Raw genomic sequence first — 20978 nt, 5'->3', positions numbered from 1 at the left:
AGACATGTTTTTTAATAAATAGTTTTGAAAGTTATGTAATCATACATTAGAATAAAAATGATGAATTTAACTTTACGGTAAACGATTACATTTTTTATGATTTTTCAATAGGAAAAAACCAAAAAACAATTCATTTTGCATTGAAATTGACTATATAGATATGTTTTATTAATTATTTCAATGACTAAAAAGGCTCTGATCATTATTCCGTGCTTCAATGAAGAGCAGTCTATTGCTATCCTTTTGGGTGAGTTATCAATGATTGATTTTTCGGGACATTACGACGTAAATGTGATAGTAGTAAATGATGGTTCAATAGATAAAACGGCCGAAGTGGTAAGCCAATTCGATATAATTCTTTTAGATTTAACTGTAAACTTAGGTATCGGTGGAGCGGTGCAAACAGGTTTTAAATATGCCCTTGAAAATGACTTTGATGTGGCGATTCAAGTTGATGGTGATGGACAGCATCCACCTGCTGAAATTCAGAAATTACTCAATGTTTATCATGAAACAAAATCAAATATCGTAATCGGTTCAAGATTTATCACTAAACGAGGTTTTCAGTCTTCGGCTTTGAGGCGATTTGGCATTTTTTACCTTCATTGGCTCAATAAAGTTTTTACTAAAAAGAACATTTACGATATTACGTCTGGTTTTCGACTTTTTGACAAGAAAGCCATCGCCTTAGCTGCTCGATATTATCCTGACGAATATCCTGAACCCGAATCTTTAGTTATTTTTGCCAAAGCTGGTTTTTCGATTGCAGAAACGCCCGTAATGATGAAACCTCGACAAGGCGGACAATCATCCATCCGATATTTTTCACAGATGTATTACATGATAAAAGTAACCATTGCTATGTTTTTTTCTTATATTCGGAAGGTAAAATAATACGGTCATGCAGAAAATTCAGATTATCATTATCTTTATCAATAGCCTTTTGCTATTTTATATTGCACGATTAATCATCAAAGGAAAACTGCGAGAAGAATATGCAATAGCGTGGATAGTTTGTACGATTGTATTGATGTTTTTTTCGTTTTGGAGAAATGGATTGGAAGTGTTGGCAAAAGCATTCGGAATTTTTGAAGCTCCAAACTTAGTCTTTACCTCATTTATTTTTATTATTTTAATTTATTTACTGCATTTATCAATGGTAAATACCAAACTTCAAAAAGATATTACTAAACTGACGCAAGAAATAGCGTTGATGAAACAAAAAGTAAAAAAAGATGAATCGAACGATGCTGCCTGAGGCCAAAATATTTGCTCAATATTTGGATGCAAAAGTCGATGATGAAGCTTTGCTCATAAAGTACACCAAAGCCATTGAAAAATTAAAGTTAAGTTTGAGCGAAAAAGAAGCAAGCGTACTTCGGTATTTAATCAAAATGCCATTTTTACTACCTTTTGCAGATGGAGCTTGGGCATTTTTAAATCCAAAAAATGGTATTAGAAAGCGAATTATGGTAATGAGTGCTTTTATCGAAACTGAACCTCAATTTGTGCAGTTATTTTTGAATGAAAAAGATGTTTCGTTTTCGGTTTTTAAAATGCTTTTCAGAGGTTCAGTGGCAGTTTTGAGAGGAATTATTGGTGTTTTTTTGATTTTGGTTTTAGGATGGAAATAATTGATTATATCGTTGTGGGTTCGGGATGCACTGGTGCAATGGCGGCCGAAACGCTTGCCGAATCTGGCAAAAGGGTTTTGGTGATTGATGTGGGCGTTGAAAACGAAAATGCAAGTACGGAGAATACCGATTTTATCGCAAAAAGATTCAACGATAAACAACAATCTGATTTTTTTCTGGGCAAAGAACTGGAGGTTTTAAGCGAAAACTCGCACCCAAATATTCCGCAACAAATGGCTCAACGAAAGTTTATGACTGAGCTAACGGACAAGTTTTTGCCTGTTAGGTCTAATAATTTTTTTCCAGTAGAGTCTTTAGCTTTGGGTGGACTTGGCAGTGGTTGGGGGCTGGGAAGTTGCGTTTTTTCAGAAAATGAACTCAAAAAAGTAGGACTTTCGACTACTCTAATGAATGAATCGTATAAAGCAATTGCTAGTCGAATTGGGATTTCGGGTGAGAAAAACGATGATGTATGCAGCTTTTGTCATAATAATTTGATTGATTTACAGCCTTCAATCAAGCTAAATCCTGCCGCTGAAAGTTTGTATCAACGTTACCGTAAAAAGGAAGTTTATTTTAATCAAAAAAAGCTCTTTATCGGCCGTCCTGCCATTGCACTTTTGACCGAAAATAAAGCTGACCGACAAGCGTATACCTACAAGGATTTAGATTTTTATGCTAACGAAGGCAACAGTGCTTATCGACCTGCGATTACTATTCATAATTTACTAAAAAAGGGTAAAATCGAGTATCAGAAAGGCTGGTTAGCACTGCGTTTTTGGGAAGAAAATGATTATACGATTCTGGAATGTATGCACGTTGAAACCAATAAAAAACAATTGTTTTATGCGACCAAACTAATTCTGTCGGCAAGTACACTTAGTACCGCTCGAATTGTGATGCGGTCGTTTCAGAGCAAAGATAAATTACCTATTTTGTGTAACGCTTATACCTATATGCCAATGGTTTACTGGCCATTTGTTGGCAAGCGGAACATCGACCAATTTTGTGGTTTGGTGCAATTGGCCATGTTTTATGATAAAAATGCCGACCATTCTGAGGTAGCAATGGCTTCGATTTACAATTATCGGTCGATGCTCAATTTTAGGATTCTGAAACAAATGCCACTCAATTATGCCGATGGTATGAAGTTTCTGAAACTATTGATTCCTGCTTTATTTATTGCGGGCATTTTTCACCCAGCCGATTATCAAGCACAAAATTTTATTAAATTACAAAAATCAGACTCACCAACTGGCGATACTTTATTGACCAATTATTCTTTTGAAGGAAACGAAGCGAACCAAATTATTGAAACAGAAAAATTATACGCAAAAGCTTTCTTTAAACTTAATTGCCTTATTTTAAATAAGATAAGAACAAGCACAGGTGCTAGTATTCATTATTCAGGCACATTGCCTTTTAGCGAAAACGAACAGTTATATCATTTATCACCCGCAGGAAAATTATTCGGAACAAACAATGTTTTTGTGGCTGACGGCTCCGGCTTTAAGTTTCTCCCAGGTAAAGGTCTAACCTTATCTTTAATGGCAAATGCTCATTTAGTGGCACAAAATGTATTAAAAAATGCCTAAAACTATCGCGATAACAGGAGCAAATGGCTTTCTCGGTAAGGCTTTTGTAAAGGCATTAGTCGAAAAAAACTATTATGTAAAAGCATTGGTTAGAAAAATGCCTATTGATAAATTTGAAGGCGTTTCATATCATTTATATCGATTGGAAGATGATTTAAATAAAACACTATTTGAAGACGTCGATATTTGTATCCATTTGGCTTTTCAGTTTGAAAAACAAGAACGAAATGGCATTGATGTCAATATTTTTGCTGTCGAAAATCTAAAAAAGTTAAACTTAACTCAATATGTTTTCGTTTCAAGTTTTGCGGCGGCCAGTCCAGTTACTGATTCGTATTATGGAAAATCTAAACTGGCAGTAGAAGTATTTTTCAAAGATGAATTGATTATTCGACCGGCCTTAGTTTTGGGTAATGGTGGCATATTCGGAAGGTTACAAACACAATTAACAAAAACTAAATTTGTACCGTTATTGAACGGTGGAAAGCAGATTATTCAAACAATTTTACTTGAAGATTTAGTAGAATCAGGCATTTTTTTGATAGAAAATCAAGCAAAAGGTATTTATCATTTAGCTCATTCTGAAAAAGTATTTTACAAAAATTTTATCTTGAAAATTGCTCAAAAGCTACAAAAAGACATCTTCTTTATACCAATTCCCGTTTTGATAATGAAAATTATTGTTGCTTTTTTTCAGTTATTTTCTAAACCTCCAATCAATAAAGATAACCTGACTGGCTTACTCACTTCAAAGTATATTGATACCACATCTGAGCAAAATATGATGCCTCAAAAATGGCATTCATTTGAAGAAAGTTTAGAGAGAATAAAGATGTAACTCTTGCATTATTTGATGTTTTGAGTTGCAAACTCAAAATGGCTTTTTAGTAGTTGAGCGGTAGCTGAGCGAAGAAATTGTAGCTGAACGAAGCCGAGGTTCATCATTTCCAAACAATAATATCATTCAAAATCAGATAATCCATATCGGCATTGGCAAACGAACGAACGGCATCTTGTGGCGTACAGACGATTGGTTCGCCTTTGATATTAAATGAGGTATTAATCAAAACAGGGTAGCCGCTCAAAGTCTCAAAAGTTTTCAAGAGCTTTTTCATCGGAGCATTTTCGTTTTCATTAACAGTCTGAATCCTCACTGTGCCGTCAACGTGCGTCAACGATGGCATTATGCTGCGGTATTTTTCCCGAACATTGTAAACCAACAACATATACGGATTTGGGTAATCATGGTCGAAAAACGTTTCACAATCTTCTTCCGTCACAATGGCTGCAAATGGGCGAAAAGCTTCTCTAAACTTAACTCGTTTATTTAGAATATCTTTCATATCCTTATCCATCGGGTTCGCCAAAATACTTCGATTTCCCAAAGCTCTTGGCCCAAACTCCATTCTGCCCTGAAACCACGCAATAATTTTATTTTGCATCAGTTTTTCGGCAGTAAAATTATAAATTTCATCTCCTGCAATTCGATATGGAAGCCCAGCCTTTTCGATGGCTTTCAGACAAGTTTCATTATCATATTTTGGGCCTAAAAAAGCCGTTTCTTGCGTTTTTCTTGACTGATTTAGTTTTTGATGATTGAGCAATAAAGCTGCACCAATCGCAGTACCCGAATCGCCTGCGGCGGGTTGTATAAAAATATCTTTAAATAAGCCCGATTTGGCAATGATTCCGTTGGTAACGCTGTTGAGAGCAACCCCACCCGCCATGCATAAATAATTGCTTTTTGTTACTTTTTTGAGGTGTTTGGCCATGTGCATCACCACATCTTCCACAATATGCTGTGCTGCTGCCGCTACCTCTAATTCGTGTTCTGTCCAGTCTTTACCTTCTTTTTTTGATTCGCCAAAAAGCTTCGTAAACTTCTCACTCACGCCCGATTTTCTGGTATAATGATAAGAGAAATAGCTCATATCAAAGTCAAATCCACCATTTTCTTTCAATCGAAAAAGTTTTTTCATTTGCTCATAAACTTTTCCATCGGGGTTTCCATAAGATGCCAAACCCATCATTTTTCCTGGCCCTTCGATGAGTTTGAAACCTAAATGAATCGAAACCGCTTGATAGAAAGCACCTAAAGAGTAGGGAGTATTAACAGTTTGAATTTTACGAATATTATTGCCCTTTCCTTCTGCCAATAAAGTTGTTGCCCATTCGCCCGCTCCATCAATGGTCAAGATGGCTGATTCCTCAAAAGGAGAGGGGAAAAACGCACTTGCCGCATGGCAAAGATGATGTTCTAAAAAATGAAATTTAAACTTTGGATTTTGTGCTTGAAAACTTCCTTTTAGCTTTTTTGGAAGTTTATACATATCCAAAAGATAGTTCAACATTCCTAAATTTTCTTCTACTTCAAAACTCCGTTGTTCTCTTAAAAGTATCGGAACTTTATCCCAAAATTTTAGTAAATAAACAGGTATTTTTGATAGAGAAATCGTAGGATTCCAGAAAAAAGCTACGTGGTCGAGGTCATCAATTGTAATTTTTTCGTAATCAAGACAAGCACGAATGGCAGTTTCCGGAAATCCACCTGCATGTTTTTTTCGATTGAGCCTTTCCTCTTCAACAGCAAAAACAATCTCATTATTGATTATTAAAGCCGCTGCCGAATCGTGTCCGTAGCTATTAAATCCTAAAATTTTCATGGTTATTTTTTCTTCTGATATGCTTCTGCAAGATTTCCCCTCAAAAGTTGGTTATTTGGGTTGATTTTTAGACCTTTTTCGCCAATATTAATCGCTTTTTCAAAATCTCCAAGTCGATTATAAGCCGCACAAATATTATTATAGGCAAGGTCATAGTCTGGACGTAGTTTTAAGGCTTCGTTGGCTGCATCAAGACATTTCTGAAAATCACCAGCATTATAATACTGAAGACTCAAATTAAGGTAGTTTTCGGGTGTTGGATTTGCTTTAGCCATCGTCACCAAATCTTTTGGTGTACTTTGCAAAGTACGTTGTGTTTCCAACAATCTTTGGTGACTCGGACTTAAATTTAAACCCTTTTCAAGCGATGCTTTTGCTTCATCCCTTCTTCCAGAATTCATCAAAAATTGTGCATAATAATTGTATGCTTCAGGCACATTCGGATTGAGCTCAATTGCTTTTTTGAAGTTGGCTTCGGCAGTAATTTTATCGCCTAAAGCACCTTTTGCAATGCCCATATTGATATAACCATAGGCATATTCTGGCCAAATCGTAATTGTTCGTTGGAAACAGTTTATCGCATTAGCATAATCTCCTTTTTGCATCAGAGCAAGACCATAATTCATCCAGCCACGTCCATTATTGGGAGCTTTGATAGTACATTCTTGCCAAAGTGATTCTTCGGTAGCCCAAACCTTATTTCTCTGACGAGTACCGTAACCATGAAGAGATAAAAAAATAAAACTTATGGTGATAATTACCCATTTTGAAGTTGATTTTTCTAATAAAAGATGCTCAAAGATGATGTTTCTAAAAAATGTTGCACAAGCAATAAATAAACCAATGTAAGGAAAAAAAGTACGGTGGTCGTTTAGCACTTCGGCAAAGGAAAAGATACTTGATGTAGGCAATAATGCTATAAAAAACCACAAAATACCGAAGGTAATGGGCATATTTTTTAAATCAAAAGAACATTTATAAGCAATAAACAAAAGTCCGAACACAAACAAAAAACCCGCTAAAACTCTATCATCGGTATAAGGAATAATATTCCAGTCGGAATCTACAACCAAATTTATTGGTAAAACGAAGTTATAAGCATAATGGAACATAACAAAGGGTTGAGTGAAGAGATATTGAAGTGTACTCGCTCCACCAGAATCCCAGTGAGTAGGGGTCTTTGTGCGTGAAAATAAAAACAGAGCGATGGATAGCCCTAAAGGAATGGCAACTTGCTTAATAACCGTAAATATTTTGCCAGAAAACCATTGTTTTACAGAAAGTTTTTGTTCAAAAAGCAATTTATACACACCCAAAAGTGGGATAAACATCATGGTCAATTCTTTTACAAAAAAACCAAGAAAAGCAGGTATGAAATAAAGATAATATTTATGGCTTTTCGGAAAATATAAATACAATACGAAAGACAAAGCGATGGTAAGCGTAGAAAAAGAGTCAGACCGAGCAATGATATAGTTGATAGTTTCGGCATTGCCCGAATGCAGCAAAAACCAAGCAGTTGTAAATAATGCAATGTAGGTGTTTGGCTTATTTTCAAGGCTTTTTTGTAATAAATAAAGAAAAATAAAATAACATAAAACCCCTAAAATAAGAAACCAAAAAAAAATACTCACATGAAACATGAAAGACTCAGGGGTTGGTTTTCCTGCTAAATAAAAATCTATAGCGTTTAGCGTTGTAAGTCCAGGTCGGTATGCTTGATTGGCTGGTAAAGTACTGGTGGTCTGTGCATTATTGAAAAAACTTGGTATGTTTTTCAAATCTCTGATATAAAGATTATCAACAATTGTATGAGAATCATCAAAATGAAAATCGTTTTTGAAATGGTTACTGTAAATTAGGAATGTTAAAAATAGAATGGTAAGAAGCGTGAGCCAATTGTTTATTTTATTCATGAGCTTTACAAAATTTGTATAAAGTTTGCTACAAATTTAATAGAAAAATTACGTTGACCAAGCAGAGACTGAAGACGATACTTGTCGTAAAAACAACTTACGAAAAATCAGTTATATTATGGAATACCATTTAATCAAAAAAAATCTAACTATAATAAAATGTTATTTACCGAAGTTCTAAAGTTTATATAATTCAGTATTTATAAAAAAAACACACTCTGAAACTTCAGAGAGTGTTTCACATTTAATAAATCTTAATACTACCTCAATACCTGCACTTTGATAGTGTTTTTGTTGCTTGGGGTTTTTAGTTCTATCAGATATAGTCCAACTTGGAATTTCCTGAGGTCTACTTGTAGATCCATTTTGGTTGGGTTTACGACCGCCTCTTGGATGCTAAGCAGTCTGCCTTGGGTGTCTCTGATGCCAATTTTCACATTCGTGATTTTACTGATATTTGGTAAGCTGATATTAACGAACTCTGAGCTAGGATTTGGTCCGAAGCTTATCTTTTCGGTAATTGGTTCTTTGCTAATTTCTTCCATCGATTCTGTTTCAGCTTCATCTGTTTTGGCTATTAAACTATCTTCTTTTGTAGCGGCTGCTGCTATGTTGCTGCAGTCGGTTGGTTGTCCTTTGAGTACTACATTGCTTCCCGATTTTATTTTGGTCGCTATAAGAATACCGTTGATGGTCGTCTTTTTGCTGGTTTCTGCATGCTTGATGTCTATACTAGCCTGGCTGTGAAGATAGGCGTTGATCTGGCTGCCTTTTTCTATGCCTACATTCTTAGTGGCAAAGATTTTTACGTTTTCTTGGCCTTCGTTTATCGCGATTTCTTCACTGGACATTCTGGCTCACATTGAGCCAGACCTTTTTTTATAGAAACCATAAATTGCATTTTCAGTACTCGATTATTTCATGACTTTTAAAGTGAGGTACAATTTCTGCAACCATTAAAGAATATTTAACAGTGACAAGCAGATTATGCTGGCTAATAGATTTCCAATATTTACATCTAAATTGTTGTAACTAATCATCTCTATAATCTTCTAATTAAAAATTTAAAATAAAATCACCTCAAAGCCTTCAAATACTCCTTTACCTTTTCTTCCTCAAAAGACCCAAGGTAAGTTTCTGTGGTTTGAATGTTAGAATGTCCAAGCGATTTCGTAATAAAAGCGATGGGTGCCTCACTTCGAAGTAATACAGTTGCAAAAGAATGCCGAGCGTTATAAGTAGCTATGTCATCCCAAATTTCAAGTTTTTTACCAATATCACGAATATGCTTATTGGTAACTTGAATAATCTGAGAAACTGTAGATTTGATTTTAGTGGCATTCAAGTCTGATTTCAAAAATTCGAACAGAAATGGACCCGATTTTGCTTTCCATCGATTCAAAATCTCTTGCTGTTGATCTTCTAAGTAAACAATTATAGACTTTTGATTCTTTTTGTTGGTTCTTTTGGTTTTACTTCTCACAAACCTTATCGTTTAGATTCTTTCGTCAAAATCATCCTTTTTCAAAAGACAGATATCGGTAAGGTTCATTCCATTTCCTAAATATGAAAAAACCCATAAATCGTGGCTTCTTTGTTCTAGCGTTTTAGCGTTCGCTTGATATGTTAGAATTTTTTGAATATCCGATTTAGATAATGCTTTCTTAGTATTGTTTGCAGCAGGTATTTGATACGATCCCTTACCGAATGGATAATTGCTTGTTATCCCGTTTTATTTAGCCACGTTGAAGATGGATCTTAATTGCCTCAAATTTATACCTGCACTAGTTAAAGTTGCAGGTGAATTAACCCCTTCTTTGGACTTGCCTTTTTTACCACTCTGAAGCATCGAATTCTCGTAATCTTGCAAGAAGGTATCAGTTACAATATCGAAAGGTATTTCAATAGAATTATTGCCATTAAAAATAGGTAAATTAAGCTCATTTCGATTCGATTTTGGCATTTCTGCAACGAAGCGTTTTATTGAGTTCGTTGCGGAACGATATGCGTTGGCTCTGCCAATCCTATCTTCCTTTTTCATTATATCTACATAATCTTCTAAATAAGAAAATACGCCCATTCTAATTGGATTAGAAGATTTCGGGATACTTTCGAAATTATCAAACCGATACTTAAATTTTTCGAAAGTGAAGTCTGACCCCAACTCAGAAATTATACTCTTTGACCTAGGTAAATAACCTTCAAGTTCTGTTTTACCAAAAATGCCTTTCGATAAAAGATTTTGAAGAGGTAAATTGTCTCCTCATTTTTCACTTTACCAGTTAAACCATCTTCTGTAACCAGCGACTGAAACTTCCTAAAATCATCCTCTTTAATTTTTTATACCTGTAGAGTACATTCTTTGGGACCGATCATGAATGACCAATATTTTGCTGATACCAAACCCATATATCATTCTCCTAGTATCCAAATATATTTTAGACGTTGCCATATTTTTAGTACTGCTTTAATTTAAATGTGCAAAACAAAAGCAGTAATTTTTCAAAGAAATAAAAATAGCAGGGTAAAAACAAAAACATCAAATAACTGAAAAACAATACTTTATGATAAAAATTAATAAACATCAAAAGATACTGAAAACTAAAAATAACTGATTTGTAATCAGTAGGTCATTGGTTCGATCCCGATAAGAGGCTCAAAGCCGATTCAGAAATGAGTCGGCTTTTTTATTTGCTCACGAACCAGTATCTCATAGAACTAAAAATCCCCAGTTTATTCTATTGTGAGACTTAATTCCAATAGCCAAAGCTAAGGGTACTGAAATCATGAGGCATTTTTGTTTGGTCGATGAATACTTGATATTTATCAATAAACTATCTCAATTTAGCGAATTTTCGCAAAAAAGGTTTGTTTTGAGACTCCTACTATTTAATTTTGTGCTGTGAATTACACTTCATCAACAAACTGAATCTTGGTTTCAGAAAAAAGAGCCTTTTGAATGATAAATTCACAAAGGCTATTTTTTTTTCTGAAAAACAAACCTCAAAATATAATCAACCTATTGACATCCAGCTGCCACCATCGTAAACATCTTCCAATCCATTTTTTATCAGTATCCTTTTAGCATTGGAACTCCGCATTCCTGATGCACAACAAACGACTATTGGTTTTTTATAGCCTTTAATTTTACTGATATTGCCTTGAATTTTATCTAAAGGAATATTCACCGATCCTTTCACATGGCCTCCAGCAAATTCAGCTGGCGTCCTCACATCAATTATTATTGCACCATTTTCAATAATCTGCTTTATTTCTACTTTATTACCTCCACCAAATAAACTGCTAAAAAATCCCATAATTTGATTGTTTAAATTTTCAACAAAAATCATCAAACCAATCCAAATTCTTTGTGAGAAATATCACTTTTGATTTATAATTGGTTAATATTTTTTATTTAAGAATAACATTTACCAATTAGTAGCTCAACGATACATAACTGTAGGCAAAATAAAAATTAAACCATTCAATTTAAGTAAATTATCCTTGCCAATAATTCTTTAGGAAAATTCAAATCAAGATATTTGTGCTCATGACAAAATGGAATTAAAAGATGTAAATAATTGGAAATTTCGCTTTTTTTTTCCTTGTTTTGTGAAAAATAAATCAAAACAAGTGAAAAAATTAATTCTCATCATCATCCTATTAATTCTGGCTCTGGTGGGCTGGTACATAAGCACTGGTTATTTCTCCTCTGGAGAAAGAGCAGGAACAATTTCAAAACTCAGTGAAAGAGGTTATATCTTCAAAACAAATGAAGGTGTGTTAAATGAAGGCGGCTATTCTGGCGAAACAGGAACGCTGACCCCAAGATATTGGGATTTTTCTGCCAAAGAAGACTCTGTAGTTGCTAAACTTAAAACAGCCTTATCTTCGGGGGAAAGAGTAACCTTAGTTTATCATGAAAAATTTGTAAAATTCCCATGGAATGGTGACACTAAGTATTTCATTATAGATGTGTTGTTTTTACCTAAAAGAGTAGAGCCTGTAGTTCCTGCGGAAGTAATTCCGGCCCCGATAACTACTCCTACAGACACTGCTTCAACAATATAATGTCCGATTGACATAGAATTTAAAAAAAGGAGCTTTCCGCTCCTTTTTTTGTTTTAGTGAATTGTCACACAATCGGTACTTAACTCTTGTCCTGGAGCTGTATAAAGACTTTGAATATCGTAATCCATGCCTCTAAAAATAAGCCAAGCACCAAGTAAAACATACGCATAAGTTATTATAGTTTTAAAATGTGATCCTAAAATCTTCCTGATTTGGCTCATTCCTAGGCTAACTGGCAGCATAAGTGGAATTGTTCCTAAACCAAAGAGCATCATTGTCAAGGCTGCATCTGACCAATTAGTCGCCAAAAAAGCCCCTGCCAAAGCCACATAAACCATTCCGCAAGGCAATAGTCCATTTACCAATCCGAAAGAAAACTGAGCGAGAAAAGATTTGCTTTTAAATAACTTTGCAAAAGCACCTTTCAACATACTTGAAAAACGATAGAGTATATTTGGATTAGAGATTTTATTCTTAAAAGCAAAAGGCAACAGTACATAAGCCAACACCAAAATTCCGAAAATTATGGAGAGCGTTTTTTGACTAATAAAAAAGCTTACTTTTTCGCCAAAAAAACCTGCCATAGCACCCAATATTGAGTAGGTAACTACTCTACCTAGGTTATAAGAAATTCTCCCAAAAACGAATTTCGAAGAAAACTGACCATCATTGGGCAACAACAAAGTAAGAGGTCCGCACATGCCTACGCAATGCAAACTACCAACCAAACCCAACAAAAAAGCTGACCAAAGCATGGCTTACAATTGTATTTTTTCTTCTTTGTAGTATTCCTGACCAGCTTTTTCCCACTCCAATTTTACAGTCCAAAGGCCATCGGCCAGTTTGCCTGTATATATTTTTTGTTGGCCGTTGTAGTCTAAATTCATCGGAATTTTGTAGTCCATTTTTTCACTAGAAGGTCTGTAAAAAACCACAGATCCGGTAGAGCCAATAGATTGTTTTGTCAAATCTAAGTAGACGCTATCTACGTCATCTTTTACCAAAATTTGCAAATCTTTGCCCAATGCATTGGCATTTTTCACTTTCTGAATGCGAGTTTCATACGCCAATTCGTCGCTGTAATAATTTTCTGTTACCAAAAAAATATCTTTTTGTTTTATGCACAAAACAACCAATGTGAGCATAAAAACAACGAATCCTACATAAACGAGTCCGATTTTGTGTCCCCAGTTCATAGCTTTAAAAATTTATATTGTTAATCAATTAGGTCCTTGAAAATTTGTTTTGGCTTCCTCTAATTGTTTATCATTTTCCATAATTTGGATCTTGATTGGCGTTGACCTTTTGGTAATTTTGTCTTTTGGAAATTCCACAAAAAACACCACTTCGGCTTTTGAGCCGGCCTTTATTTTTATTGGATTTTGCCCAATAAACTTCAACGTAGCACCTTGTTCTTTGATGGTAATATTCAGCACTTTGTCGGTGTTCGTTTTGTTTACCATTTGAGCATTATACAAATTCGTGATTTTGTCGCCATTTTCTTGGTAAAGTTGCCCAGGAACACGCATGAGCGTAGTTTCTACCGAACTTCTGTTGACCAGCAATATACCTACCACAGAAACCAAAGCCGCCAATACCAAGGTATAAGCTAAAGTTCTGATCGTAAACTTAAATGGTACATTGTTTTTAATGGTATCTACCGAAGCATACCTTATCAATCCTTTAGGTCTGTCAACTTTCACCATAACCTCATCACATACATCTATACAGGCAGTGCAGTTGACACATTCCAGTTGAATACCATTGCGAATATCGATACCGGTAGGGCAAACTTGAACACAAAGTCCACAGTCAATACAATCTCCTTTTTTTGCCTCTGTTGGTACATCTTTTTTCGAAATTCTGGCTCTTGGCTCACCCCTAACTTCGTCATAAATGATCGTCATCGTATCTTTGGTAACTAATACGCCTTGCAGACGGCCATAAGGACAAATGGCTACGCAAACTTGCTCACGAAGTTTTGCAAAAACAAAATAGAACAAACCTGTAAAAACCACTAGGCCAATAAAACCCGAAAGATTTTCTGTTGGGGGTTTAGTAATTATTTCCTTTACTCCCTCTATACCAATCAAATAAGCCATGGTAAAGTGGGCAATAACAGTAGAAAAAGCAATGTAAATAACGTGCTTGAGTGTTTTTCTCCACGCTTTGTTAAAGTCCCAAGTTGCTTCGTCAAATTTCTTTTGTGTGCGGCCTTCGCCTTCTAACCAAACCTCTATTGGGCGGAAAATCATTTCCATAAATACCGTTTGAGGACATAACCATCCACACCAAATCCTACCATAAGTAACCGTAAACAGAATGATAAAAACTACAAAGGTGATCATGCCTAAACCAAAGATGATAAAATCTTGTGGAAGGAAAAGTTGGCCGAAGATGGCAAATTTCCTTTCGAAAATATTCATCATAATCAGCGGAAGACCGTTTATTTTAATAAATGGAGCAGATAAAAATACCGCCAAGAATACGATTGTAGCAATTATGCGTTTGTTGAAGAAAGCTCCTTTGGGCATTTTTGGATAAAGCCAAATTCTTTTTCCGTCTTTGTCCACAGTGGCAAGTGTATTTCTAAATTCATCTTGCTCGCTGTCGGCATACTTGTAAATATCATCGATATTTTCCATGATTATTTTTTATATTTTATTCCAATCGAAATTTGAAATTGACTTATTTCTTGACGAATCAAGAAATAAGTCTTTTTCGTTTGCGTGCAACTATTATTTAGCTTGAGTTGAATCTCCACTGGTAGTTGCTGCCGCTACATCTCCTACTTTCTCTCCTTGAGGAGCCTTAGGATTTGCAGGATTTGTACCTTTCAGCGTCATTATAAAATTCGAAACTTCCTGAATTTGCCCAGGCTTAAGGGTAGCTTTCCAAGAAATCATTCCTTTTTCAGGCACACCGTTTTTAATTACACCAAAAACATCATTGATAGTACCACCATGTAGCCAATATTCGTCTGTAAGATTTGGCCCTACACCACCCTCACCTGCAGCACCGTGACAAGCCACACATTTTTCGGTATAAATGGTTTTACCATTCTCAATCGTTTTAGCGTCTGCCAATACTTTTACTGATTTCTCATCAATGCTCTCTCCCAATTTTGCCTGATAGGCTTCTACTTCTTTTTTGCCTTCGTCCATAGCTATGGTATACTCTTGCTCTTGTGATGGACTCCAATGCCATACGTGGTAATTGAGCAGATAAACAATCGCAAACACAATAGAACCATAAAGCAAACCTAACCACCAAGGCGGTAGGTGATTATCTAGCTCGCGTATGCCATCGTAGTTGTGATCCAACAACACCGTTTCTTCTTTTGCGATTGGCACGGCGTTGGTCAAACTTTTCCAAAAGCTAGTTTCCTCAACAGCATCAGCTGCTGCCGAGCCACTTGCACCCAGATTTAGTTTCTTTAATAGCATGAAAATATTCATGACTACTATAAACAAAATCACTGTGAAAATAAGAAGAACTCCCAGCAATATAAACTGGAACAATTCCTCTCCTGTTTTAAATGATAAGTCCATAATTTATTTGGTTTACAATATTTTTAATCCTTTTGATAAACTTCGTCGGTGAGTGGCATTTCCTCCATGTGCTTGATGTATTTTTTGTCTGCCCTGAAAACCATATAACCTAACAAAACAAAAAATGCAACAAAAATGGTGAGCGAAATGACTGGATAAATGGCCACATCGGAAATGGAAGCAAGCGAGTTCTTAATCATAATATTATTTAGTTTAGCACTCACAGTTTTGTGAGTGCGTTTTCTCATTATTTTAATGCTGTAGCTTCATTTTTAATATCTGTACCCATTCTTTGCAGATAAGCTATTAAGGCAATAATCTCCTTTTCTTTGCCCACCTTTATTTTGGCATCAGCTAAGTTTTTAGAAATCCCTTCCGCTTGTTCATTGAGGTCTGCCACTGCTTGGTCTTCATAACCTTCCTCATATGGCACTCCTAACGTACGCATTGTGCTGATTTTTGTGGCCGTGTTGGTGGTGTTTAACTCATCATCAAACAACCATGGGTAGGCTGGCATAATAGAACCAGGAGACATGGAAGTGGGTTCCAACATGTGGTTATAGTGCCACGAGTCAGGGTATTTTCCACCTTGTCGGTGCAAATCTGGCCCAGTACGTTTAGATCCCCATTGGAAAGGGTGGTCATATACAAATTCACCTGATTTAGAGTATTCGCCATAACGCTCTGTCTCTGACCTAAAAGGCCTAATCATCTGAGAGTGACAGTTGTAACATCCTTCTCTTACATAAATATCTCTTCCTTCAAGCTCAAGCGGCGTATATGGCTTTACACTGGCAATAGTTGGAATGTTAGAGTCAATCAACCACGTTGGAACAAACTCAACAACTCCACCTATCAATACCGCAACGAAAGCTAAAACTGTAAACAATATTGGTTTACGCTCTAACATGGTATGGAATGCACCGCCTACTTTTAGTTTGTGATTCAAAGCTGGAGCTTCGTCGTATTCGTGGGCTAAGAACTCCCCAGTTCCAGCAGTTTTCATCAAATTATAAACCATAACCAAGGTGCCCGCCAAGTATAAAGTACCTCCGAAGGCTCTCGCCATATACATAGGCAATATTTGGGTAACTGTTTCTAGGAAGTTTGGATAAGCTAAGAAACCGTCTTTTGTGAATTCTTTCCACATTAAACTTTGTGTAAAACCAGCCCAATAAAGGGGTAGAGCATAAAAAACTATGCCTAATGTACCTAACCAGAAGTGGACATTCGCCAATTTCACTGAATATAAATTGGTTCTCCACATTTTTGGTACTAGATAATAGAACATACCAAAAGTCATGAAACCGTTCCATCCAAGACCACCAATGTGTACGTGGGCGATGGTCCAGTCGGTATAATGTGATATGGCGTTTACGTTTTTCAAAGAAAGCATTGGACCTTCGAAAGTGGACATACCATAAGCCGTTACAGCAACTACGAAGAATTTTAAAACTGGATTTTCTCTCACTCTGTCCCATGCACCTCTTAGCGTCAGAAGTCCATTCAGCATACCACCCCAAGATGGAGCAAGCAACATTACTGAGAAAACTGTACCCAAACTTTGAGCCCAATCGGGAAGTGAAGTATATAACAGGTGATGAGGACCAGCCCAGATATATAAGAAAATCAATGACCAGAAGTGAATGATGGATAATTTATAAGAATATACTGGTCTATTAGCTGCTTTTGGTAAGAAGTAGTACATCAAACCAAGTATCGGAGTAGTAAGAAAAAATGCAACCGCATTGTGCCCATACCACCATTGCACAAGAGCATCTTGAACACCAGCGAATAATGTGTAGCTTTTAAACAAAGTAACTGGCAAAGCCAATGAATTGACAATGTGCAACATAGCGATAGTTACGATGGTAGCTATATAGAACCAAAGAGCCACATACATGTGTCTTTCTCTTCTTTTTATGATGGCACCTATGAAGTTTATCGCAAAAACTACCCAAACCAATGTAATGGCTATATCAATGGGCCATTCTAATTCAGCATATTCTTTACCAGTGGTAATACCTAAAGGCAATGAAACTGCCGCTGCAACAATAATCAATTGCCATCCCCAAAAGTGAATCCAACTTAAAATTGGACTCAACATAGGACCTTTGAGAAGCCTTTGTGTTGAATAATAAACCCCTGCAAACATACCATTGCCCACAAAGGCAAAAATAATAGCATTGGTGTGTAATGGCCTCAATCTACCAAATGTAGTATATGGGAGATTTAAGTTTGCAGCAGGCCAAAATAGCTGCAAAGCGGCTGTTCGGCCGGCAAGCATTCCAACAACTCCGAAAATAACCGTAACAATAATAAAGGCTTTCACTATCTTGTTATCGTAGTAAAAACCTTCTAATGCACCCGATGAATCTGAGCTGGAAGAGCTTAATAGTGGTTTGGTAAATAAACGCATAGCTGTTAATTTGATTTGTAAACTTTTTAACACCTCAAAATTATAAGCTAGGGTACCCTCAAAACATGATTAATGAACCTGATTATTATGATTTAAGTCATGTTTTGGAAAGTAGTTTTCAAAAGGCAAACTGAAGAATGAAAATTGAAAATCCAGAAATCCTTGAATAATTGGAATAATTTCGACTTCACAAATATTCAAAGTGTCTTAATTTATTATCAATAGCATTTTTTTACATAAAAACTTAGTGTGAAATAATGAACGCTATTGCTTTTTTAGCAAAATTTGTATTTTATATAATATCAAACATTATTCCTTTGGACATTTCAGGAAAAATAGAAGACAGATACCTTTCATTATTCGGAAAAAAATCTGAAATAAAAATAAAAGCTCCAGGTAGAATTAATATTCTTGGTGAACATGCTGATTATAACAATGGTTTTGTAATGCCATCTGCCATCGACAAAGCCATATATTTTAGCATTGGAAAAAGAGCGGATTCAAAACTTTGCATATCAGCCATTGACCTAGAAAGCTATTTTGAGGCTGACAACATTAATAATTTAATAAACAAACCTAATGACTGGTCGAACCACTTAGTTGGGGTAATTTTAGAAATCAATCAACAAGGTTTTTATTTTGACAAAGGTATAAATGTCTGTTTCGGTGGAGACATTCCGAATGGTGCAGGTCTCTCCTCTTCAGCGGCTGTAGAGGCAGGATTTGGTTTTGGCTTAAATGAAATTTTCGGACTCAACCTTGGTTTATTACAATTGGCTAAAATCGCACAAGCCACTGAGCATAATTATGTAGGTGTAAAATGCGGAATAATGGACATGTATGCTTCGCTTTTTTCCAGAAAAAATCACGTAATAAGGCTAGATTGTCAAAAACTTGAGCACGATTATATCCCGGCAGAATTTAAAGATCATACGTTTATTTTAGTAAATAGTGCAGTAAAGCACAACCTTGCTGATACTGAATACAATGTCAGAAGAAATCAATGCCAGAAAGGAGTGGAAGCCTTGAGCAAAGAATTTGGAAACATAAACACCCTCAGAGATGCCAATTTTCAGCAGTTGGAGCAGATCAAAGCTGATATTGACCCAATCACCTACAACAGATGCAAATATATTTTAGATGAGAAAGAACGTGTGATGTTGGCGTCAGAAGCGTTAAAACAGCATGATTTTGAGAAGTTAGGAGAAATCATGAACCAAACGCACGAGGGACTGAGTAAAATGTATGAAGTAAGTTGTGTTGAACTTGATTTTTTGGCAATTGAAGCACGTAAAATAGGAGGCGTTTTAGGAAGTAGAATGATGGGTGGCGGCTTTGGTGGTTGCACCTTAAATCTCATTAAGAAAGAGGCAGAGGCAGATTTTAGAGAAAAAATAAAATTAGCTTACCTTCACAAATTTGGCATAAATCCAGAAATTTATACGGCAAACCTGAGCGAGGGCGTTCACAAAATAGCTTAAATGAACAGAAATGAGAACTTAGAAAGAATCAAAACCGAACATTTCGATGTTTGCGTAATTGGTGCAGGAGCCAGCGGTGCTGGTGTAGCTTTAGACGCAGCCTTGCGAGGCTTAAAGGTTGCTCTCATAGATAAAGGCGATTTTAGCTGTGAAACTTCTTCTAAATCAACCAAACTGATTCATGGAGGCGTTAGGTATTTGGAACAAGCCTTTAAAAACCTAGATTTTGGTCAACTTAAGCAAGTAAAACACGGCTTGGCCGAAAGAAAATACTTACTCTCAAATGGCTCACATTTGTCTCGCCCCTTAGGCATAATTACTCCAGTATTTAGTTTTATTGAAGGCTTATACTATACCATCGGCCTAAAAATGTATGGTTGGTTTGCCTCAAAAGACCAACTTCCAGCTGCAAGATGGCTCTCCAAAAAGGAAATGATTTTAGGGAGTCCAGATATCACACAAAAAGCTCATAGTGCAGTCATGTATTATGATGGGCAACTTGACGATGCCCGATTTGCGTTGGCACTTTCGCAAACATCACATCAGCAAGGCGTGGCTACTGCCAATTACCTAGAGCTCATTGATTTTGAGAAAGATAAATCGAACAAAATCATTGGGGCTAATCTAAAAAACGTGATTAATGGTGAATATTTTGAAATAAAAAGCACACTATTTGTAAACTGTACTGGACCATTTGCAGACCATATTCGCATTTTGGCCAATCCAACTGAGGAAGGTAGAATTAAACCCTCCAAAGGTGTTCATATCGTTATTCCAAAAAAGTATTTTGCGGGAGAAAAAGCCCTGCTTATACCCAAAACCAAAGATGGAAGATTGGTTTTTGTGATTCCATTTCAATCGGAAATAATGATTGGTACAACGGATACAAAATATGATTATCTAAACGAGGAACCGCTTTTAACCAATTCAGAAATCGATTATTTATTAGAAACGGCGGAAAGATATTTGAAAGCCATTCCCAACAAAAATGAAATAAAAAGTGGCTTTGGAGGTATTAGACCATTGATTTCTGCCAAAAAGAAAAACCCCAACGACACCAAAACACTCCTTCGCGATCACGAAGTTGAAATAGACGAAGAATCAGGTTTAATAAGTCTTCTGGGTGGAAAATGGACTACCTACAGGCTGATGGCTCAGGATACTTGTGATGCAATATGTGAGGTTTTGAAAAATAATAATGGATGTAAAACCAAAGATTTTAAATTATTGGGAAGCCAAACCATTTTTCAAATAAAAAGGCCTGAAAACTTTCCACTAGAATGCTTTGAACATCTCATAAGAAGTTACGGAGATCAAACTCCAAAAATCCTGAATCTAATCGAACAAAGGCCTGAACTTCTTTCTAAATTACATTTGGATTATCCTTTTATTAAAGCAGAAGTAATTTATGCTTGTCAAAATGAAATGGCTCAAAAACCTAGAGACATTTTTGCCAGACGTACTCGGTGGGAAATACTTGACTGGAACGCCTGCTTAGAATCACTAGAATCTGTAACAGATTTGATGGCCAAAGAAATTGGATGGGATGAACAAGCAAAAACAATGGAAATCCAAGCCTATAAAGCTTTATTAAATCATTTTAAATCTGTTGCTTCCAACTAAATATAACCTAAAAATTTAAAGATAA

Annotated in this window: 20 protein-coding genes; 8 read left to right on the top strand and 12 right to left on the bottom strand. The window is 35.9% G+C overall.

Going from position 1 to position 20978, the window contains the following annotated elements; translation table 11 throughout:
• Nucleotides 1–180 precede the first annotated feature (180 nt).
• Genes EGI24_RS16155 through EGI24_RS16135 form a run of 5 tightly spaced genes read left to right on the top strand, consistent with a single transcriptional unit; the run spans nt 181 to nt 4067 of the window.
• Nucleotides 181–894: a glycosyltransferase family 2 protein gene (locus tag EGI24_RS16155; protein ID WP_255049558.1), complete on the top strand. Its 714-nt coding sequence runs from the start codon at nt 181–183 to the stop codon at nt 892–894.
• 7 nt (nt 895–901) lie between these two features.
• Nucleotides 902–1258 (top strand): DUF2304 domain-containing protein, encoded by a 357-nt coding sequence (locus tag EGI24_RS16150; RefSeq protein WP_255049556.1) that lies wholly within the window; start codon nt 902–904, stop codon nt 1256–1258.
• Nucleotides 1236–1634: a hypothetical protein gene (locus EGI24_RS16145; RefSeq protein WP_255049552.1), complete on the top strand. Its 399-nt coding sequence runs from the start codon at nt 1236–1238 to the stop codon at nt 1632–1634. The genes EGI24_RS16150 and EGI24_RS16145 overlap by 23 nt, the downstream gene beginning before the upstream one ends.
• Complete coding sequence (locus EGI24_RS16140; protein WP_255049551.1) at nt 1625–3229, top strand: GMC oxidoreductase; 1605 nt, start codon at nt 1625–1627, stop codon at nt 3227–3229. Before EGI24_RS16145 ends, EGI24_RS16140 begins: the two co-directional genes overlap by 10 nt.
• A complete protein-coding gene (locus EGI24_RS16135) occupies nt 3222–4067 on the top strand; it encodes an NAD-dependent epimerase/dehydratase family protein (RefSeq protein WP_255049550.1) in 846 nt (281 codons plus the stop codon). Before EGI24_RS16140 ends, EGI24_RS16135 begins: the two co-directional genes overlap by 8 nt.
• A gap of 103 nt (nt 4068–4170) precedes the next feature.
• Here the strand turns inward: EGI24_RS16135 and EGI24_RS16130 are convergent, their stop codons facing one another.
• The 6 genes from EGI24_RS16130 to EGI24_RS16105 form a co-directional block, all read right to left on the bottom strand.
• A complete protein-coding gene (locus EGI24_RS16130; RefSeq protein ID WP_255049549.1) occupies nt 4171–5892 on the bottom strand; it encodes a carbamoyltransferase N-terminal domain-containing protein in 1722 nt (573 codons plus the stop codon).
• 2 nt (nt 5893–5894) lie between these two features.
• Nucleotides 5895–7808: a tetratricopeptide repeat protein gene (locus tag EGI24_RS16125; RefSeq protein WP_255049548.1), complete on the bottom strand. Its 1914-nt coding sequence runs from the start codon at nt 7806–7808 to the stop codon at nt 5895–5897.
• 260 nt (nt 7809–8068) lie between these two features.
• A complete protein-coding gene (locus EGI24_RS16120; RefSeq protein ID WP_255049547.1) occupies nt 8069–8659 on the bottom strand; it encodes a T9SS type A sorting domain-containing protein in 591 nt (196 codons plus the stop codon).
• A gap of 224 nt (nt 8660–8883) precedes the next feature.
• Nucleotides 8884–9291 carry a tyrosine-type recombinase/integrase gene (locus tag EGI24_RS16115; RefSeq protein ID WP_255049546.1) on the bottom strand — a complete coding sequence of 136 codons (408 nt, stop codon included), beginning with the start codon at nt 9289–9291 and terminating at the stop codon, nt 8884–8886.
• Between the two features lie 249 nt (nt 9292–9540).
• On the bottom strand, nt 9541–9972 hold the full coding sequence (locus tag EGI24_RS16110; RefSeq protein ID WP_255049544.1) for a phage integrase SAM-like domain-containing protein: 432 nt from the start codon (nt 9970–9972) through the stop codon (nt 9541–9543).
• 850 nt (nt 9973–10822) lie between these two features.
• Entirely contained in the window at nt 10823–11125 is a 303-nt protein-coding gene (locus EGI24_RS16105) for a rhodanese-like domain-containing protein (RefSeq protein ID WP_255049543.1), read from the bottom strand.
• Nucleotides 11126–11441: 316 nt separating this feature from the next.
• On the opposite strand from EGI24_RS16105, the gene EGI24_RS16100 reads away from it, so the two are divergent.
• Nucleotides 11442–11879: a hypothetical protein gene (locus EGI24_RS16100; protein ID WP_310586097.1), complete on the top strand. Its 438-nt coding sequence runs from the start codon at nt 11442–11444 to the stop codon at nt 11877–11879.
• 53 nt (nt 11880–11932) lie between these two features.
• Here the strand turns inward: EGI24_RS16100 and EGI24_RS16095 are convergent, their stop codons facing one another.
• The 6 genes from EGI24_RS16095 to ccoN form a co-directional block, all read right to left on the bottom strand.
• Nucleotides 11933–12634, bottom strand: coding sequence for a sulfite exporter TauE/SafE family protein (locus EGI24_RS16095; RefSeq protein WP_255049542.1), 702 nt, complete (start codon nt 12632–12634; stop codon nt 11933–11935).
• Between the two features lie 3 nt (nt 12635–12637).
• Nucleotides 12638–13075 carry a FixH family protein gene (locus EGI24_RS16090; RefSeq protein ID WP_255049541.1) on the bottom strand — a complete coding sequence of 146 codons (438 nt, stop codon included), beginning with the start codon at nt 13073–13075 and terminating at the stop codon, nt 12638–12640.
• Between the two features lie 24 nt (nt 13076–13099).
• The gene (ccoG, locus tag EGI24_RS16085) at nt 13100–14524 is read right to left on the bottom strand and encodes a cytochrome c oxidase accessory protein CcoG (protein ID WP_255049540.1); all 1425 of its coding nucleotides are present in this window, start codon (nt 14522–14524) and stop codon (nt 13100–13102) included.
• A gap of 93 nt (nt 14525–14617) precedes the next feature.
• Nucleotides 14618–15430 (bottom strand): cbb3-type cytochrome c oxidase N-terminal domain-containing protein, encoded by an 813-nt coding sequence (locus tag EGI24_RS16080; RefSeq protein WP_255049538.1) that lies wholly within the window; start codon nt 15428–15430, stop codon nt 14618–14620.
• Nucleotides 15431–15453: 23 nt separating this feature from the next.
• Nucleotides 15454–15678, bottom strand: coding sequence for a CcoQ/FixQ family Cbb3-type cytochrome c oxidase assembly chaperone (locus tag EGI24_RS16075; RefSeq protein WP_310586096.1), 225 nt, complete (start codon nt 15676–15678; stop codon nt 15454–15456).
• Nucleotides 15678–17849, bottom strand: a complete 2172-nt coding sequence (ccoN, locus tag EGI24_RS16070; protein ID WP_255049537.1) for a cytochrome-c oxidase, cbb3-type subunit I — start codon at nt 17847–17849, stop codon at nt 15678–15680. Before ccoN ends, EGI24_RS16075 begins: the two co-directional genes overlap by 1 nt.
• Nucleotides 17850–18106: 257 nt before the next feature.
• Between ccoN and galK the strand changes: the two genes are divergently transcribed.
• Both galK and EGI24_RS16060 read left to right on the top strand, forming a co-directional pair.
• Nucleotides 18107–19330: a galactokinase gene (gene galK / locus EGI24_RS16065; protein WP_255049534.1), complete on the top strand. Its 1224-nt coding sequence runs from the start codon at nt 18107–18109 to the stop codon at nt 19328–19330.
• Complete coding sequence (locus tag EGI24_RS16060; RefSeq protein WP_255049533.1) at nt 19331–20953, top strand: glycerol-3-phosphate dehydrogenase/oxidase; 1623 nt, start codon at nt 19331–19333, stop codon at nt 20951–20953. It abuts the gene before it with no gap.
• Nucleotides 20954–20978 lie beyond the last annotated feature (25 nt).

Source organism: Lacihabitans sp. CS3-21 (genome assembly GCF_024343675.1).
GTDB lineage: Bacteria > Bacteroidota > Bacteroidia > Cytophagales > Spirosomataceae > Leadbetterella.
Note: the sequence above shows the minus strand (reverse complement) of the source record. Positions and strands in the feature narration are given on the sequence as shown.

Excerpts from the sequence above, each read along its gene's own strand:
- EGI24_RS16155 (WP_255049558.1), top strand. The coding sequence starts at position 181 with ATGACTAAAAAGGCTCTGATCATTATTCCGTGCTTCAATGAAGAGCAG.
- EGI24_RS16150 (WP_255049556.1), top strand. The coding sequence starts at position 902 with ATGCAGAAAATTCAGATTATCATTATCTTTATCAATAGCCTTTTGCTA.
- EGI24_RS16145 (WP_255049552.1), top strand. The coding sequence starts at position 1,236 with ATGAATCGAACGATGCTGCCTGAGGCCAAAATATTTGCTCAATATTTG.
- EGI24_RS16140 (WP_255049551.1), top strand. The coding sequence starts at position 1,625 with ATGGAAATAATTGATTATATCGTTGTGGGTTCGGGATGCACTGGTGCA.
- EGI24_RS16135 (WP_255049550.1), top strand. The coding sequence starts at position 3,222 with ATGCCTAAAACTATCGCGATAACAGGAGCAAATGGCTTTCTCGGTAAG.
- EGI24_RS16130 (WP_255049549.1), bottom strand. The coding sequence starts at position 5,892 with ATGAAAATTTTAGGATTTAATAGCTACGGACACGATTCGGCAGCGGCT.
- EGI24_RS16125 (WP_255049548.1), bottom strand. The coding sequence starts at position 7,808 with ATGAATAAAATAAACAATTGGCTCACGCTTCTTACCATTCTATTTTTA.
- EGI24_RS16120 (WP_255049547.1), bottom strand. The coding sequence starts at position 8,659 with ATGTCCAGTGAAGAAATCGCGATAAACGAAGGCCAAGAAAACGTAAAA.
- EGI24_RS16105 (WP_255049543.1), bottom strand. The coding sequence starts at position 11,125 with ATGGGATTTTTTAGCAGTTTATTTGGTGGAGGTAATAAAGTAGAAATA.
- EGI24_RS16095 (WP_255049542.1), bottom strand. The coding sequence starts at position 12,634 with ATGCTTTGGTCAGCTTTTTTGTTGGGTTTGGTTGGTAGTTTGCATTGC.
- EGI24_RS16090 (WP_255049541.1), bottom strand. The coding sequence starts at position 13,075 with ATGAACTGGGGACACAAAATCGGACTCGTTTATGTAGGATTCGTTGTT.
- ccoG (WP_255049540.1), bottom strand. The coding sequence starts at position 14,524 with ATGGAAAATATCGATGATATTTACAAGTATGCCGACAGCGAGCAAGAT.
- EGI24_RS16080 (WP_255049538.1), bottom strand. The coding sequence starts at position 15,430 with ATGGACTTATCATTTAAAACAGGAGAGGAATTGTTCCAGTTTATATTG.
- EGI24_RS16075 (WP_310586096.1), bottom strand. The coding sequence starts at position 15,678 with ATGAGAAAACGCACTCACAAAACTGTGAGTGCTAAACTAAATAATATT.
- ccoN (WP_255049537.1), bottom strand. The coding sequence starts at position 17,849 with ATGCGTTTATTTACCAAACCACTATTAAGCTCTTCCAGCTCAGATTCA.
- galK (WP_255049534.1), top strand. The coding sequence starts at position 18,107 with ATGAACGCTATTGCTTTTTTAGCAAAATTTGTATTTTATATAATATCA.
- EGI24_RS16060 (WP_255049533.1), top strand. The coding sequence starts at position 19,331 with ATGAACAGAAATGAGAACTTAGAAAGAATCAAAACCGAACATTTCGAT.